The organism is Rhizobium sp. rho-13.1 (genome assembly GCF_007000305.1).
Classification (GTDB): Bacteria; Pseudomonadota; Alphaproteobacteria; order Rhizobiales; family Rhizobiaceae; genus Rhizobium; species Rhizobium rhododendri.
Genome location: NZ_SCFL01000014.1, coordinates 46,321 through 62,029, shown reverse-complemented (window position 1 = coordinate 62,029; position 15,709 = coordinate 46,321). Strand labels below are relative to the sequence as shown.

General features: G+C 59.0%; 19 protein-coding genes. 8 read left to right on the top strand and 11 right to left on the bottom strand.

The window, feature by feature from the left end:
* Positions 1–70: 70 nt before the first annotated feature.
* The 4 genes from EQW76_RS29085 to EQW76_RS23130 all read left to right on the top strand — a co-directional run bounded on the left by EQW76_RS29085 (position 71) and on the right by EQW76_RS23130 (position 1,782).
* Positions 71–247, top strand: a complete 177-nt coding sequence (locus EQW76_RS29085) for a hypothetical protein (protein WP_153816513.1) — start codon at positions 71–73, stop codon at positions 245–247.
* Positions 248–317: 70 nt separating this feature from the next.
* Positions 318–524: a hypothetical protein gene (locus tag EQW76_RS23140; protein ID WP_111220849.1), complete on the top strand. Its 207-nt coding sequence runs from the start codon at positions 318–320 to the stop codon at positions 522–524.
* Positions 525–706: 182 nt separating this feature from the next.
* Complete coding sequence (locus tag EQW76_RS23135; RefSeq protein ID WP_111220850.1) at positions 707–949, top strand: DUF2188 domain-containing protein; 243 nt, start codon at positions 707–709, stop codon at positions 947–949.
* 158 nt (positions 950–1,107) lie between these two features.
* Entirely contained in the window at positions 1,108–1,782 is a 675-nt protein-coding gene (locus tag EQW76_RS23130) for a pentapeptide repeat-containing protein (protein WP_142831566.1), read from the top strand.
* 29 nt (positions 1,783–1,811) lie between these two features.
* Here the strand turns inward: EQW76_RS23130 and EQW76_RS23125 are convergent, their stop codons facing one another.
* A complete protein-coding gene (locus EQW76_RS23125; RefSeq protein WP_142831521.1) occupies positions 1,812–2,288 on the bottom strand; it encodes a hypothetical protein in 477 nt (158 codons plus the stop codon).
* Between the two features lie 136 nt (positions 2,289–2,424).
* On the opposite strand from EQW76_RS23125, the gene EQW76_RS23120 reads away from it, so the two are divergent.
* Positions 2,425–3,060: a trimeric intracellular cation channel family protein gene (locus EQW76_RS23120; protein ID WP_142831520.1), complete on the top strand. Its 636-nt coding sequence runs from the start codon at positions 2,425–2,427 to the stop codon at positions 3,058–3,060.
* A gap of 16 nt (positions 3,061–3,076) precedes the next feature.
* Here EQW76_RS23120 and irrA read toward each other — a convergent pair whose 3' ends face one another.
* A complete protein-coding gene (irrA, locus tag EQW76_RS23115; RefSeq protein WP_111220854.1) occupies positions 3,077–3,496 on the bottom strand; it encodes an iron response transcriptional regulator IrrA in 420 nt (139 codons plus the stop codon).
* Positions 3,497–3,794: 298 nt separating this feature from the next.
* On the opposite strand from irrA, the gene fabA reads away from it, so the two are divergent.
* The 3 genes from fabA to fabI all read left to right on the top strand — a co-directional run bounded on the left by fabA (position 3,795) and on the right by fabI (position 6,412).
* On the top strand, positions 3,795–4,310 hold the full coding sequence (fabA, locus tag EQW76_RS23110; protein ID WP_111220855.1) for a 3-hydroxyacyl-[acyl-carrier-protein] dehydratase FabA: 516 nt from the start codon (positions 3,795–3,797) through the stop codon (positions 4,308–4,310).
* Positions 4,311–4,377: 67 nt separating this feature from the next.
* Positions 4,378–5,601: a beta-ketoacyl-ACP synthase I gene (gene fabB, locus EQW76_RS23105; RefSeq protein ID WP_142831519.1), complete on the top strand. Its 1,224-nt coding sequence runs from the start codon at positions 4,378–4,380 to the stop codon at positions 5,599–5,601.
* A 4-nt stretch (positions 5,602–5,605) separates the two neighbouring features.
* Positions 5,606–6,412: an enoyl-ACP reductase FabI gene (gene fabI / locus EQW76_RS23100; protein WP_142831518.1), complete on the top strand. Its 807-nt coding sequence runs from the start codon at positions 5,606–5,608 to the stop codon at positions 6,410–6,412.
* 49 nt (positions 6,413–6,461) lie between these two features.
* Here the strand turns inward: fabI and EQW76_RS23095 are convergent, their stop codons facing one another.
* The 9 genes from EQW76_RS23095 to EQW76_RS23055 form a co-directional block, all read right to left on the bottom strand.
* Complete coding sequence (locus tag EQW76_RS23095; protein WP_142831517.1) at positions 6,462–6,719, bottom strand: helix-turn-helix transcriptional regulator; 258 nt, start codon at positions 6,717–6,719, stop codon at positions 6,462–6,464.
* 185 nt (positions 6,720–6,904) lie between these two features.
* The gene (locus tag EQW76_RS23090; RefSeq protein ID WP_142831516.1) at positions 6,905–7,999 is read right to left on the bottom strand and encodes an AraC family transcriptional regulator; all 1,095 of its coding nucleotides are present in this window, start codon (positions 7,997–7,999) and stop codon (positions 6,905–6,907) included.
* 122 nt (positions 8,000–8,121) lie between these two features.
* A complete protein-coding gene (locus tag EQW76_RS23085) occupies positions 8,122–9,138 on the bottom strand; it encodes a class I SAM-dependent methyltransferase (RefSeq protein WP_142831515.1) in 1,017 nt (338 codons plus the stop codon).
* Between the two features lie 80 nt (positions 9,139–9,218).
* Positions 9,219–11,354, bottom strand: a complete 2,136-nt coding sequence (gene pnp, locus EQW76_RS23080) for a polyribonucleotide nucleotidyltransferase (protein ID WP_142831514.1) — start codon at positions 11,352–11,354, stop codon at positions 9,219–9,221.
* A 407-nt stretch (positions 11,355–11,761) separates the two neighbouring features.
* Positions 11,762–12,031, bottom strand: a complete 270-nt coding sequence (rpsO, locus tag EQW76_RS23075; RefSeq protein ID WP_142831513.1) for a 30S ribosomal protein S15 — start codon at positions 12,029–12,031, stop codon at positions 11,762–11,764.
* A gap of 258 nt (positions 12,032–12,289) precedes the next feature.
* Positions 12,290–13,480: an HNH endonuclease gene (locus tag EQW76_RS23070; protein ID WP_161990995.1), complete on the bottom strand. Its 1,191-nt coding sequence runs from the start codon at positions 13,478–13,480 to the stop codon at positions 12,290–12,292.
* 145 nt (positions 13,481–13,625) lie between these two features.
* Positions 13,626–14,558 carry a tRNA pseudouridine(55) synthase TruB gene (gene truB, locus EQW76_RS23065; protein ID WP_142831511.1) on the bottom strand — a complete coding sequence of 311 codons (933 nt, stop codon included), beginning with the start codon at positions 14,556–14,558 and terminating at the stop codon, positions 13,626–13,628.
* Positions 14,559–14,567: 9 nt separating this feature from the next.
* Positions 14,568–14,978 (bottom strand): 30S ribosome-binding factor RbfA, encoded by a 411-nt coding sequence (rbfA, locus tag EQW76_RS23060; protein ID WP_142831510.1) that lies wholly within the window; start codon positions 14,976–14,978, stop codon positions 14,568–14,570.
* Between the two features lie 69 nt (positions 14,979–15,047).
* Entirely contained in the window at positions 15,048–15,689 is a 642-nt protein-coding gene (locus tag EQW76_RS23055) for a YcxB family protein (protein WP_142831509.1), read from the bottom strand.
* Between the last annotated feature and the right edge of the window lie 20 nt (positions 15,690–15,709).

Genomic DNA, 15,709 nt, shown 5'->3' with positions numbered 1-15,709 from the left:
GAGGCGTATTTCTCCACGATTGGGCATGCGACGCCTATCATTTGACCAGATTGTCTTGTAGTCGGGCTCCATGACATTAAAACGATCCGACACACGCGATACCAGCCTTCGCGACATCTGGAACATGCATGAATTTGCACGCCGCGATCTTCTTGACAAAAAGCAGATCGGTCGGCTGAAGATGTTGATGGGTCCCGTCCAGGAACGTCAGGACGCCAATCTCGATCACGCGAGCCGCTGGTGGTGATTCTGATGGCCTGCCGGCGTGACACCGGCGCTTGAAAATGCACTATGTTCAGCCTTGAGCCGGAGCCGTCATGGATAACGTCGAAATCAACAGCCGCAGCGAATTCGCACTCTGGGCTATCCAGCGGGCGCAGGAAATCGTTCGCAATGAAGGCTCGGCGCTGGCGCTGTCTGCCCGCGATATGGACGAGGAAGCCTTGCAGCGCACCGGCGGCGCGCTCGGCAAGGCGATCTCCGATGCCATGCTCGAAGTGTTTGACGGGCTGATGGTGGAATAGGGCCCCTCCGGTCTGACGACAATTTCCGGATGCAATCGCAGCATCCACATTGTCCAGTCGCCGTTGAAGCCCTATTTCCGATAGGCGTGGAAGACGACTACCGGGCAAGCCGCAAGGATTTAAGCTTTCCGGCGTGCAAAGTAGGCTAAGCTGCGCGACATCTGGAATTAGGAAAATATGTCATGCACGTTACGTATCATGTTGCCGAACACGACGAAGGCTGGGGTTATCGACTGGGCGACGTATGGTCTGAAACATTCCCTGATCATGCGCAGGCCCTGAAAGCTGCCAAGGACGCGGCAAAGCGTCAGCAGATCGGCGGCCAGGATGCGGAGATCGCCTATCAGGCGGCGGACGGAAGCTGGAAGACCGAGTCGGCCAGCGGCGGCGACCGTCCGGAAGCGGACGTCAAGGATGATGGCTGATCGACAGACAGGCGCAAAAGCCGGAGGCTGGAGCGTTGGAAATCAGGTGACATGGGTGTGGCATGGTTGTTGATACGCCGGTAGTTTCATTGAGACAGGGGATGCCTTTGGCTCAAGCCATCGGCGGCAAAGGCCGTCGCCACCCCGTGCCGCTTGCCATGTTCGCACTTGCTGCCTCGCTGGCGTTTTCTTGCGCGCCGGGCGCCCGGGCTGCCGATTGCGACAGCATGCCGGAGCCAGGTCTCGATTGGAGCGAATGCAGCAAGAAGAATATCATGCTTGACGGCAGCAACCTCAAGGATGCCAACCTTTCCGGCGCCGATCTGTCTGTCACCGGGCTTCCGAACTCGAACCTGGACGGGGCGCAGCTCGAAAAAGCCAACCTTATGCGCGCCTGGTTTACCGGCTCGACGATGAAGAAGGCGGACTTTGCGCGGGTCCAGGCCTACCGCAGCGGTTTTTCCAAGGTGTCGGCCGATGGTGCGTCTTTTGCCAGTGCCGAACTGCAGAGAGCCAATTTTTCCGGAGCGAAACTGACCGGGGCCGACTTCCAGAAGGCGGAACTCGGACGGGCGAACTTCGACAAGGTGGTGCTGGGCGATACGAATTTTACCCTCGCCAACCTATCGCGTGCCCATTTCGATGCTGCCAGCGTCGAGGGGCCGATAAACTTCGACAGGGCATTCATGTTCCTGACCGATATCGAAGGTCTGGATCTCTCAAATGCGCGCGGTCTGCTGCAGCCGCAGATCGATCTGTCCTGCGGCGACGACAAGACTAAGCTGCCGCCCGCCCTGAAAAAGCCGGCCGGCTGGCCCTGCCACGCGGACTGAGACCTCGAAGACGCCAATGGCGCCTGCGCCTACTTCTTGAAGATCGTCGTGAACTTGGTACCGCGCACGCGCACCGTGATCTGGCATGGTTCGGTGTCCGTGCGGTCGCAGAAACGCGGATGCATCTTCATCACAAGCACCATGTTGCCGAACCGCATGATGAAGTCGTAGCTGTAGATCTGCGCGGTGGCGATCATCAGGTAGCCGCCGGTGTCGACCTGGATGTAGAAGTTGTGCGGGCAACCTTCATCGGTGCAGTCGGGGCCTTTTTCGCCCTTGCAGGTGATTTCACCTTCGTTGATGACGATATCGCCGCGCTTGTCGTTGTTGATGTCCTGCTCTGTCGCAAATCCATCGCCAAAGGTGACGCCGGCGCCGCAACGCTTGGTGAAATGCTCCTTTTCGAAAGCGACGGGATCGGTCAGGAGCGCCTGCTGGGCGCTGGCGACTGCGGGCATGACCACGAACGCCATGACATTCAAAAATGCCAGAAACAAAAATCTCACAAAATCACCTCGCAATAACGGGCTCCGACACAGGCGCGTGGCAGTCCGGGCTGCAAGTTAGTCCTTCCTCCTTGCGCGGCCCTGACTGCCGTGATCCACTGCGGCATTTGCAGCAGACCTGTTCGTGGGGCCATTCATGTCGCTACTGTCGTTCCTCGATTATGCAGGCGTTGCCGTCTTCGCCGCGACCGGCGCCCTGTCTGCATCACGCAAGCAGCTCGACCTGATCGGATTTCTGTTTCTGGCGGCGGTGACAGGGATCGGCGGTGGCACGCTGCGCGACATCGTGCTCGGCAGGCTGCCGGTCTTCTGGGTGCTCAATCCGACCTATATCCTCGTCTGCTGCGTCATCGGCGTCGTCGTGTTCTTCACGGCGCATCTGCTAGAGTCGCGATACAAGCTGCTGATCTGGCTCGATGCCGTCGGGCTGGCGGCCTATTGCGTGATGGGCGCCGCCAAGGGCCTGGCAGCCACGGGTTCGCCGACGGTTGCCATCGTCACCGGCACATTGACGGCCACCTTCGGCGGCATCCTGCGCGATATGATCAGCAACGAGCCGTCAGTGCTGCTGCGTCCGGAGATCTATGTGACGGCTGCGCTCATCGGCGCATGCGTCTTTGTTGCCGCCAATTCGACGCCAATGCCGCTGTATGCCGCCTCTGCGCTCGGGGTGATCGCGGCGTTCGGGGTTCGCGGCGGAGCTTTGTGGTTCGGTTGGACTTTTCGCGGCTATCGCCCAAGGCCCGGACGTCATCCGGACGATGTCTTATAGAAGGATTGACTGGCAGCTAGCGCTGGATCGGACGCAGGCGGATGACCACGTCGACATGGGCGATTTCCATGCCTTCCGGTGGCTCCGGAAGATTGTCGATGACAAGATTGCTGATTGGAATGTCGAGGACTTCGTTGTGTCCTTCAACGAAGAAGTGGTGATGGTCCGACACGTTGGTGTCGAAATAGGTGCGGGCGCTCTCGACGGCGAGTACGCGGATAAGGCCCGCCTCGGTAAACTGGTGCAGCGTATTGTAAACGGTAGCCAGAGACACCGGCACCTTTGCGGCGACGGCTTCCTCGTGCAGTTCCTCGACGGTGAGGTGACGGTCGCCCTTGGCAAACAGCAGATCGCCCAGCGCGACTCGCTGCCGGGTCGGCCGCAGGCCCGCCATGCGCAGTCTGGTCTCGATCGGCAATTCGGCTGCAAACGCCATCAAACGGACTCCAAAGTCGTCGTGTCGACTATTCTTGAGTGCTTCATATATCTTTTGCTTGCCCGGCTTTCAATAGTTCGAGTGGGGACATTGACGGGCAAAAAGCCGCAATGTCCGGCTTTTAGAGCATTTGCCTCTGGCAGCAGCCTTGGGCTTCCTGTATGCGACCACCACATAAAGGTGAAACGTGCCCGATCAGTGGGCGGGAATGGACAAGCCAATGCTAGAGCTTCAATTCCTGCCGATCTTACACTAACCTCACTCGCCAAAGGCATTCATGCGGGGGAAACGGATTTTTATGACGACGAAACCATCCAGCTTCAACTACGAGGAAATCCTGAGCTGCGGTCGCGGCGAATTGTTCGGCCCAGGTAACGCACAATTGCCGTTGCCGCCGATGCTGATGGTTCACCGCATTACCGATATCTCGGAAACTGGTGGTGCCTTCGACAAGGGATACGTGCGCGCGGAATACGACGTGCGTCCGGACGACTGGTATTTCCCGTGCCATTTTGCCGGCAATCCGATCATGCCAGGCTGCCTCGGTCTCGACGGCATGTGGCAGTTGACGGGCTTCTATCTCGGCTGGCTCGGAGAACCGGGCCGTGGCATGGCGCTTTCGACCGGTGAAGTGAAGTTCAAGGGCATGGTCCGCCCGGCGACGAAACTTCTGCAATTCGGCATTGATTTCAAGCGCGTTATGCGCGGTCGCATGGTGCTTGGCATCGCCGATGGCTGGATGAAGGCCGATGGCGAGGAAATCTACCGGGCAACCGACCTCAGGGTCGGGTTGGCCAAGGAAAAGGCGGAGTGATTGGCGTTCACGCGCGCGATCCTCTATCCACTGCATGCAATTCGACACTAACAAAAAGGTCCAACACATGAGACGGGTTGTTGTCACAGGTCTTGGTATTGTCTCTTCCATCGGAAACGATGCCGCCGAAGTCACTGCTGCGCTGCGCGAGACCAAGTCCGGCATCTCGTTCTCGCCCGATTTTGCCGAGCACGGTTTCAGATGCCACGTCTGGGGCAAGCCGTCGCTAGATCCGACCGATCTGGTCGACCGTCGCGCCATGCGCTTCCTGTCGCAGGGCGGTGCGTGGAACCACGTGGCCATGAAGCAGGCAATCGCTGATTCAGGCCTCGAGGATTCGGACATCGGTGGCAACGAGCGCACCGGCATCATCATGGGCTCCGGCGGGCCTTCGACGCGCACGCTGATCGAAGCGGCCGACATCACCATCAAGAACAACAGCCCGAAGCGCATCGGCCCGTTCGCGGTTCCGAAGGCGATGTCATCGACCGCGTCGGCGACCCTTGCCACCTGGTTCAAGATCCACGGCGTCAACTACTCGATCTCGTCCGCCTGCTCGACCTCCGCCCATTGCATCGGCAATGCGATGGAGATGATCCAGTGGGGCAAGCAGGACGTGATGTTTGCCGGCGGCCACGAAGATCTCGACTGGACTATGTCCAACCTGTTCGATGCCATGGGCGCGATGTCGTCAAAGTACAACGACACCCCGTCGACCGCGTCACGCGCCTATGACGTCAGCCGGGACGGCTTCGTCATTGCCGGCGGTGCCGGTGTGCTGGTGCTCGAAGAACTCGAGCATGCCAAGGCGCGCGGCGCCAAGATCTACTGCGAGATCACCGGATATGGTGCCACCTCGGATGGCTACGACATGGTCGCACCGTCGGGCGAGGGTGCCATTCGCTGCATGCGCCAGGCGCTGAAGACGGTGGACGGCGAGGTCGACTACATCAACACTCACGGGACCTCTACGCCGGTGGGCGACAGCAAGGAAATCGGCGCGATCCGCGAAGTGTTCGGCGACAAAATTCCGCCGATCCAATCCACGAAGTCGCAGACCGGCCATTCGCTCGGTGCAGCCGGCGTCCAGGAGTCGATCTACTCGATCCTGATGATGCAGGAGCGCTTCATCGGCGAGAGCGCCCACATCACAGAACTCGACCCGGAATTTGACGGCGTTCCGATCGTGCGTAAGCGCATCGACAACGCCCGGATGGATACCGTGCTTTCCAACTCCTTCGGCTTCGGCGGGACCAACGCTACGCTCGTGTTCCAGCGCCACAACGGATAAATCAATGACCGGAATAATGCAGGGTAAGCGCGGACTCATCATGGGTGTCGCGAACAATCATTCCATCGCCTGGGGCATCGCGAAGGCGCTGGCTGCCCAGGGGGCGGAATTGGCCTTCACCTTCCAGGGTGATGCGCTGGGCAAGCGGGTAAAGCCGCTCGCCGCCGAACTCGGTTCGGACTTCATCCTGCCCTGCGATGTAGAGGATATTGCCTCGGTCGATAGCGTTATCGATGCCCTGAAGAGCCGCTGGGGCAGCGTCGATTTCGTCGTCCATGCCATTGGCTTTTCCGACAAGAACGAACTCAAGGGTCTCTATGCCAATACCACGCGCGATAACTTTTCGCGGACCATGGTAATCTCCTGTTTTTCCTTCACCGAAATCGCCAAGCGGGTTGCCACGCTGATGACCGAAGGCGGCAGCATGCTGACGCTGACCTATAACGGCTCGTCGCGCGTGATCCCGAACTACAATGTCATGGGTGTTGCAAAGGCAGCGCTCGAAGCATCGGTGCGCTATCTGGCGGCCGATTACGGTCCGCGCGGGATCCGCGTCAACGCCATCTCGGCCGGCCCTATCCGTACGCTTGCAGGCGCCGGTATTGCCGATGCCCGCGCCATCCTGTCGTGGAACCAGCACAACGCGCCGCTGCGCAAGACCGTGACGATCGATAATGTCGGCAGTTCGGCGCTGTATCTTCTGTCGGATCTTTCCGCAGGCGTGACGGGCGAAATCCATCACGTCGATTCCGGCTTCAACATCACCTCGATGCCGACGCTGGAAACGCTGACGCGGGCTGAAATCGACTGATACCAAACATCAGACCGGCGCAGTACTGCGTCGGTCTATACGGCGGGGCCTATCTTGGCTGTTCCGGACCTATGGCTATATGGCCATGCAGCACGGCGATGGTCACTGCGTGCAGCCGGTTGCTTGCTCCCAGTTTCTCCTCAACCGTCTTCATCAGCTGCTCGATTTCTGGTTCGGGCAGCTCCAGCGTACGGCCGATCTCCTCCAGCCGATGGCCGTCGGCTATCAGTTGCAAGATATCTTTTTCACGAGATGTGAGTTTGGGCGACGGAGGCGTAGATTCCGTCGACGGAAAGATTCTAGGCATGGCGGTCCGCTAAATGAGGGGGCGCAAGATCTTTTACCGGCGCTACGCCCAAGGCGACCGACGCGATAATGACTGGCTGAAAGCGCTGAATACTATGGAGAGGCTCATCTGTCGTTAACGACGGGCGCCAGAAATTTATCTTTCTGCGCAACAGTTCATGGCTGTAGTCGCCTATCAAGACGACGTCATGAAATCTTCCTGATTTGTGTAGGCGCGTCAAGGTCATCTCCCCGCGATTCCTGCAGTCTGCTGCTTTCTTCGGCATTGACGTTGCGCAAAGTCTTGGGCGAAGCGCCGAACCAGCGATAGACCGACCGCGTGAAAGCGCTGGGCGCCGAATATCCCAGTCGATAGGAAATGGTGGTAATGGAAAGGTTGCCGTCGCGCAGCAAGGCGAGGCACAGCCGCCGCCGCTCGTCATCGCGGAGATCGTTGAGCGTCGTTCCGAACTCTGCCAGTCTCCGCTGGAACGTGCGCTCCGACAAGCCGAAGTAGGCTGCGATCAGATCAAGCGAGAGCGTCGCCTCGGCGATCCGTCGCCGGATGTAGCGGCGTACCTGCTCGACAAACTCCTCCTCGGTCACCTCATCCGCCTGCAGGGTCCGGATCTGGATATTCATCAGCTTGAAGAGGGTAGGGTCGCCACGGGGGTTGCGACGGTCGAGAAGGCTGGCCGGCACGTGCAAGCTGTTGACGGGCATGCCAAACGACAGATGGCGGGTCATGTACTGTCGAAAGAAGGCCGGATGACGCGGTCTCTGCCGTTGCAGCCCAACGCCAACGCGGTCGATATCCTTACCGACCAGACAGCCCAGATGGCGTAGATGCAGGCCGACGATCAGATCGACATACTGATCCCGTTTCGAAACCAATGGGGAGAAATTCCAGGAAAGGACCGAGCCGTTGTCTGACTTCTGGAGACTGCAGTCTCTAACCTGCGACGCAAATGCCAGATGATCGACGAGAAAATCCAGGAAATCGCGAACGGTGGGCGCGGTCATCATGCCGTAGCCGAACGGACCGCTCGAGCCGAGCGTAAAACCGGCGGCACATTTCAGTCCGAAGGCTTCGTCGTCAGCCATCAATGCGCAGGCTTCCAACAAACGGCACATGCGGTCGAGGCTGATCCGCGCTGTCAGGCTTTGCAGGTCGTCCGGATCAATATCGAGGGCATGGCAAATCGGTACAATGTCGAAGCCATAGCTCTGCGCGTGAAGAGCTATTGCAGAGCCCACACCGGCGACAGTGGTCAGTTCATCGTTGACCGTTTGCTTAGACATTGAGCTTCTGGCGTTGGATGTTAAATATCAGTCGCCAGAAGATAAGCCCTTCCACGTCGCCCTGTCGAGCTTATTCTTAATTAGTTTATTATGAATGCCGGATTGTCCGGTAGTGGACAAACCTATTTACTTGCCCACAAAACTTTAAACCGAGCATTGCGGCAAGTTTCACCGCTATTCTTGAACAGGCCCGCCAGCACCGGCTCATAGGGCAGGCCACGGTTTGCCACGAGCAACAGCCTGCCACCACTGCGGATCGCTCCGGCTGCCGTCTTGATGAGTGCCTGGCCCAGCAACGGATCGGCGGCATGCCCTTCGTGAAAAGGCGGGTTCATGATGACGAGATCGTATTTGTCGCGCACGGATTCGCCAGCCAGGTCGTGCCAGAAGAAGCGCGCTGCGATGTTCGGGATGTTGGAAGCGAGATTGTGCTTGGCGGCTTCCAGTGCGGCGTGATCTGCCTCGTAGAGGTCGATGCGCCCCAGTTTAGGCGAGCGCGTACCCATCTCGACGGCGAGGTAACCCCATCCGGCACCGAAGTCGGCGACGTCGCCGGTAAAGTCGGCCGGCAGGCGTGAGGCGAGCAGTTCGGAGCCGGCGTCGATGCGCTCGTGGGAGAACATGCCCGGTGCCGTCGTGAAACGGCCGTCAACGCGGATTGCCGGCTTCTGAAGCTTGGCCAGCATCGGCGCCGTGTCTTCGGGGCGTCCGAACCAGAAGGCCACGCCGTGATATTTCGGCATATGGTCGATGGTAAGACCAAGGCCTTCGACGCGCTTGCGCAACGAGGCGATGCCGTCTTCCTTGCCGCCGGCGACGACGATCAGGCCGCCGAGTTTCACCCGTGCGAGCGCCTCGGCGATGTTGGCCTCGTTCTCGCCCTTGTGCTTGGTGCAGAGAACCAGCGCGCCGTCATAGTCCGTTCCCTCGATCTCAGGCGTCGCCTCTATGCGGCTTGCCTGCAGCTGGCGATAGAGAGGGCGAAAACCCTGCACCGCGGTCAGGCTCGCCTTGAACTCGGGCGGCAGCGCGAAGCCGGCCTCGGCGCCGAGAAACAGGATGCGTTCACCTTCACTGGGTGCAGCCACGGTGGCGGAAGCAAAGGGATGGAACAGGGTCTTCAGGGCGTCGCGGCTCATGGCTTATCTCGTGTCAAAGGCGGATAGAAAAGGGGCGCGGAACTTGTCCCGCGCCCCGGAGATGCAAGCGAAGGCGCAGCTTATTCGGCTGCGGCATCCTTCTTTTCGCCGACGATTTCCTGGCCGGTGGCCTGGTCGACGACCTTCATGGAAAGGCGAACCTTGCCGCGTTCGTCGAAGCCGAGCAGCTTGACCCAGACCTTCTGGCCTTCCTTGACGACGTCAGTCGTCTTGGCAACGCGGTCGCCTGCGAGCTGGGAGATGTGCACCAGGCCGTCGCGTGCGCCGAAGAAGTTGACGAAAGCGCCGAAGTCGGCTGTCTTGACGACCGTGCCTTCGTAGATCTGGTTGATCTCAGGCTCGGCAACGATCGAGTGGATCCACTTGCGGGCTGCTTCGATTTCCTTGCCGGACGAGGATGCGATCTTGATCGTGCCATCGTCTTCGATGTTGATCTTGGCGCCTGTCTTTTCAACGATTTCGCGGATGACCTTGCCGCCGGAGCCGATGACTTCACGGATCTTGTCGACCGGGATGTTCATGATCTCGATGCGCGGAGCGAATTCGCCCAGCTGGCCACGGCCTTCGGAAATGGCGTTGGACATCTCGTTGAGGATGTGAAGACGACCGTCCTTCGCCTGGTTCAGCGCGACGTTCATGATCTCTTCAGTGATGCCTTCGATCTTGATGTCCATCTGAAGGGCGGTGATGCCGCCTTCCGTGCCGGCAACCTTGAAGTCCATGTCGCCGAGATGATCTTCGTCGCCGAGGATGTCGGAGAGAACTGCAAAGCGGTCCTCTTCCTTGATCAGGCCCATGGCGATACCGGCAACCGGGCGGCCGAGCGGAACGCCGGCATCCATCAGCGCGAGCGAGGTGCCGCAGACGGTAGCCATCGAGGACGAGCCGTTGGACTCGGTGATCTCGGAGACTACGCGCAGCGTGTAGGGGAACTGCTCAGGTGTTGGCAGCATCGGACGAATGGCGCGCCATGCGAGCTTGCCATGGCCGATTTCGCGGCGGCCCGGGGAGCCCATGCGGCCGGTTTCGCCAACCGAGTAGGGAGGGAAGTTGTAATGCAGAAGGAAGCGTTCCTTGTACATGCCGGTCAGACTATCGACATACTGCTCGTCTTCACCGGTGCCGAGCGTGGCAACGACGATCGCCTGGGTTTCGCCGCGGGTGAACAGGGCAGAACCGTGGGTACGCGGCAGCAGGCCGACTTCCGAGACGATCGGACGAACGGTCGACAGATCGCGGCCGTCGATGCGGCTCTTGGTGTCGAGGATGTTCCAGCGAACGATCTTCGCCTGCAGGTGCTTGAAGACGGCGCCGATGACTTCGGCGGAATACTTCGGCTCAACGCCCTCAGGGAAGTAGTGAGCCTTGACCTTGGCCTTGACGGCGTCGACGGCTGCGTAGCGGTCGGCCTTCTGGGTGATCTTGTAGCCGTCGCGAAGCTCGGCTTCGAAGTGCTTCAGCATTTCGGCTTCGAGTTCGGAATGATCTTCCGCCTGGAAGTCACGGGCTTCCTTGGCGGCAACTTCAGCGAGCTTGATGATCGCGTCGATGACCGGCTGGAAACCACGGTGGCCGAACATGACGGCGCCGAGCATGATTTCTTCGGAGAGTTCCTTGGCTTCCGATTCAACCATCAGGACGGCGTCCTGCGTGCCGGCAACGACGAGGTCGAGAACCGATTCGTCCATCTCGTCGAGATGCGGGTTGAGGACGTATTCGCCATTGATGTAGCCGACGCGCGCGCCGCCGATCGGGCCCATGAAGGGAACGCCGGAGAGGGTCAGGGCAGCCGAGGTAGCAACCATGGCGAGGATGTCGGGATCGTTTTCAAGGTCGTGCTGGACAACGGTCACGACGACCTGCGTGTCGTTTTTGTAGCCAGCCGGGAAAAGCGGGCGAATCGGGCGGTCGATGAGGCGGGAAACCAGCGTTTCCTTCTCGCTCGGACGGCCTTCGCGCTTGAAATAGCCGCCCGGGATCTTGCCGGCTGCGTAGGTCTTTTCCTGGTAGTTGACGGTCAGCGGGAAGAAATCCTGGCCCGGCTTCGGCGACTTGGCCGAAACGACGGTGGCCAGAACCACGGTCTCGCCGTAGGTGGCGAGAACCGCGCCGTCAGCCTGACGGGCGATCTTGCCGGTTTCGAGTTTCAGCGGGCGTCCTGCCCACTCGATTTCCACGGTGTGTACGTCGAACATATTCTATCCTTGCCTGATGCGGGAAAACGCGCCACCGCCGGTTCGGGCAAGGCGCATCGTCGACCGCATTGTGTGACAGGTCACGGGCAAGACAGCGGGAGGCTTTTTCCGGCGTTTCCGTTTCGCCTTCAGGCGGTGGACGGAGACGATCGTGTCCGGCATTGCGGCTTCAGGTCCTGGACCTCGAAGACGGCCTGGACCAAGGGTCCTGGCGAAAGCGTCCGGCAATCCTGCCCCATGACAGGTCAACGGTTTATGTCTTGGCGAAGCCGGCCCATCCGGTTCGCCGCCTCTTGCCTGTTGCGCGGATCATATCGTGGCGCGGTCAGGCATCGGGATGTGGGTCGGTGCGACCCGGTCATAAAAGTCCGGCGGGCGTCCCGTCAGGAACGCCCGCCGCAAAATTGTTACCGACGGATACCGAGGGCAGCAATCAGCTTGCTGTAGCGGGATGCGTCCTTCTTCTTCAGATAGTCGAGCAGCGAGCGGCGGCTCGAAACCATCGTCAGCAGACCACGGCGGGAATGGTTATCCTTCTTGTGGTCCTTGAAATGGCCGGTCAGATTGTTGATCCGTTCGGTCAGGATAGCAACCTGTACTTCAGGCGAACCTGTGTCGCCTTCGACAGTTGCGTATTCCTTGATGAGAGCGGCCTTGCGCTCAGCAGTAATCGACATCGGATGGTCCTTTCGATGAGGAGGAAGAAGTCGCCAAAAGCCGAGATGTCGTCCAGCTTTGGCCGCGAAAGCAAATGGGCGAGCCCAGTGCTGCCGGTGCCTATAGACTAATTGAGGCGGGAAGGGAAGAGGGGGAGGTGTGGGGTGGCTATGCCTAGAGTCTCTGTTCTGGCGTGCCGTCGTATAAAGGATCTCGCTTGAGCGTTGCTGAGGAATTTTAGGGACCATCGGTCAAGTGAGTAGCTAGAGACAAAATTTCTAGCGCTTCGGAGGAAGTTCTTCAAGCTTGGTAATTGGCTGCTCGATTTTTGTCAGTTCCGTCGCCTCCACCTCTCCAAGTTTATGAGCAAGAATTTGGGCAAGGCACAATGGGCCCACTACCATGCTTCTGTAAGGGGAAACGAAGTAAAAGACCCCGTCTTTGTATTCGTTTATTATGCTTTGATCGTATCCATCACAATTTTCTTCAATAACTATGCTCATATGATTTCGACGCGGCGAATGAATATGTACTGCAAGCTTTGCGTCGTGCCGCCATATGCATAGTGACCATGTTCCTCTTATGGACATAAATTGCTTAACTTCATCTGGGATGGTCAATTGCCCGCCGCCCAGAAATCCGGAGCCTTGGATTCGCAGACCTTTACGTTCGTCCGGAGTTTTCGACCAAAGCCCCTTTCGAAGTTCACCGGCGTATGCGCGATCTTTAAAAGGCTCGCCTAGAATATTAAATCCGATACCTAACGCAATTTTGCATAGGAAGCGGGTGTCGAAACCAAGTTTTATTGAAACGGTTGTGGACGCGCTACAGCCATGCAAGGAAGCGTCAAGGGCTTTCAGATCCAGCAGTTGCTGTTTATCGTTTGGGTCACGTTGCGGAAAGAATATCGACGCTATTCGCGCATCTATATCAGAAGCAGGCTTCCCGTTGAGGACGCATCGTTTTGCCTTTTCAAACTGCGCCCTAAAGCTTAGAGCAGCGCAGGTGAACCAATATTCGTTCGCCGAACCAAAAGCGATATATGCTCTACCTGGATCTAGCTTCTTACGTTTAATAATGTCGCCGCCAACTATGCCAAACCACTTTTCGTCATCGCGCTTATGAAAGTGGTAAACTCTATCCCCAGCTAACCCTCCCCAGCGGTCGCAAACCTCGTCATCCGAAATATGCATTCCAGGTTCTTCACCAAAATAAACAAATGGCGCTGGAGATGGCTTGCCGGGATCAAGGAATTCGTGAGCGTTGATTGATGCTTCTGCCTGAAGGAACCAACTTTTAACGAAGCCACCGTCAACGAACAGACCACAAGAATTATTGCATTTTACGCAAACTGATCTCGTCTTAAATATTGGGGGGAGTAAAGCTCCTCCCAACGCGCTGGGCCAAATGTGTTCGAGCGAAAACTCGCTATCGGTCTTTTCTTTATCGCAATATAAACATCTGGACACCGCAATTCCTTCCACGAGTTGCGCAGTCTAGCATACTCGCGAAAGGGTTCACGCAGGAGGCGCAAATGAATTTTATATCATTGTGCATAAAGTCGAATTTGTCTGACCAGTAACAAAATGCTTTATAAAGCGAAGACGGGGGCCCTCAGACAAACACCCGCTTCGGCCGAAACTCGCCTTCGCCGATCTCGCCGATGGCAATGAGCTTGCCTCGCGCCGTGGCATAGGCTTCGCTCTCGGCGACCGGTGCATCGCGACCGCGGACGAGGATGGGGTTGCCCATCTTGAGGCGGTGGGCCTGTTCGTCGGTGATGGCGAGATGCGGGAGGGACGACAGGGCTTCTGCGGTGTCGATGACCAGCGCGTCGAGGGCGGCGAGGCGCTCTTCCATATCCTCGATGGCTTCCAGCGCCACCAACTCCGCAAGAGGTACCATGGTCTCTTCGCCAAATGGCGCGACGAACGTGCGGCGCAGGCCGGAGACGTGGCCGTAGCAGCCTAGGTCGCGGCCGAAGTCGCGGGCGAGCGCCCGGACGTAGGTGCCCTTGCCGCATTCGACTTCGAAATGCGCCGTGGAGGCATCGGGGCAGGCGAGCAGCGTCAGGCGGAAGATCTCGACTTCGCGGGACGGGATGTCGACGGTTTCGCCTTCGCGAGCGAGATCGTAGGCGCGCTCGCCGGCGATCTTGATGGCCGAAAACTGCGGCGGGATCTGGTTGATGACGCCGGTGTAGTTCGGCAGAAGTGCGCGTATGTCCTCCTCGGAGGGGCGTTTGTCCGAGCTCTGCGTGACTTCGCCCTCGAGGTCGTCGGTGGCGCGCTCTTCACCCCATGTGACGGTGAATTCATAGATCTTGCGGCCGTCCATGACGTAGGGAACTGTCTTGGTCGCATCGCCGAGCGCGATCGGCAGCATGCCCGAGGCCAGCGGATCCAAGGTACCGGCGTGGCCGGCCTTCTGGGCGTTGAACAGCCATTTGATCTTCGAGACAGCCTCGGTCGAGCCGAAATCGATCGGCTTGTCGAGGATAAGCCAGCCGGAAACCGGGCGGCCCTTTGGTTTTCTGGGTCTGGACATCGGTCTCTACTATGATTGGGTGTCGTCGGTATCGGGGCCGAGATCGCGCTGGACTTCCGGCGACTTCAGGAGATCGTCGATCTTCTTGTAGTTATCAAAGCTAGTGTCGTCCTTGAAGCGGAGTTCCGGCATGTATTTCAGCTGGCGAAGCAGCGGGCCGACACGGCCGCGTATATATTTGGCGTGCTTGTTGAGCAGATCGATGATCGTATCGTGGTCGGCGACGCCGAGCGGCGAAACGTAAGCGGTGGCAACCTTCAGGTCCGGCGACATGCGCACTTCCGAGATGGCAAGCACGGTCTTTTCGAGGACCGGCTCGCGGACTTCGCCGCGCTGCAGCACCTGCGTTATGGCGCCTCGGACCTGTTCGCCAACGCGAAGCATGCGCTGCGAGGGCGCGGAGGTAGTGGGTCTGGTCATGGTGTTTCCATCAGCGGCGTCCAAAGGGACGCGATAAAGCGGCTCACATGCCCTGATATGCTGAAAAGGTCAAGGCTTTGCTGGGGCGGGCGGCTGCCAGAGGTTGCGAATGCGAGCCAGAACCGCGTCCTGTTCCTGCCGGTTATGGAAGGCATGGGCCGGGATGTAGTGGACCGTCGCCTCGCTGTCGAACTCGATACGGCCATGCCGTTCCTCGATGGCGGAAATCATTGTCCAGGCCAAGGTCGTCGTGGCGCCGGGCCGTTCCCAGGCGATACCCTCCGGCGAGACGCTGACCATCACGGTGGCATCCGGAAGGATGCGGCTCGCTCTTGCGCTCCGCTGAAGGTAGGCCTCGCGCCGGAGCGAAAGCATCATCAGCACGCAGACGGCAAGGCAGGGGACCGAGCAGATGAGCATCAGGTTGAACACATCGATCAGCGGCGTCGGCCCGAACGAGGGAAGCAGGATGAGGCTGCGGTAGATATTGAGAAAAAGGCTGAGCGCTGCCCCACCGAGGACGCCGACCATAAGGTACCAGCCGTTGATGCTGGCGCGCGGGGTCAGTGGATGGCCGAACCGCCCGATGGCCTCGCTGATGACATGGGCTTCCTCACCGGGCTGGCGGATGTAGGACAGGCTGAAACGGTCGTCCTGCGACAGCGGTGATGTAAGCATATGAGAAGCCTTGAGGATAACGTCGCGCAGCATTCGACTGTTCGTCAGCCGAA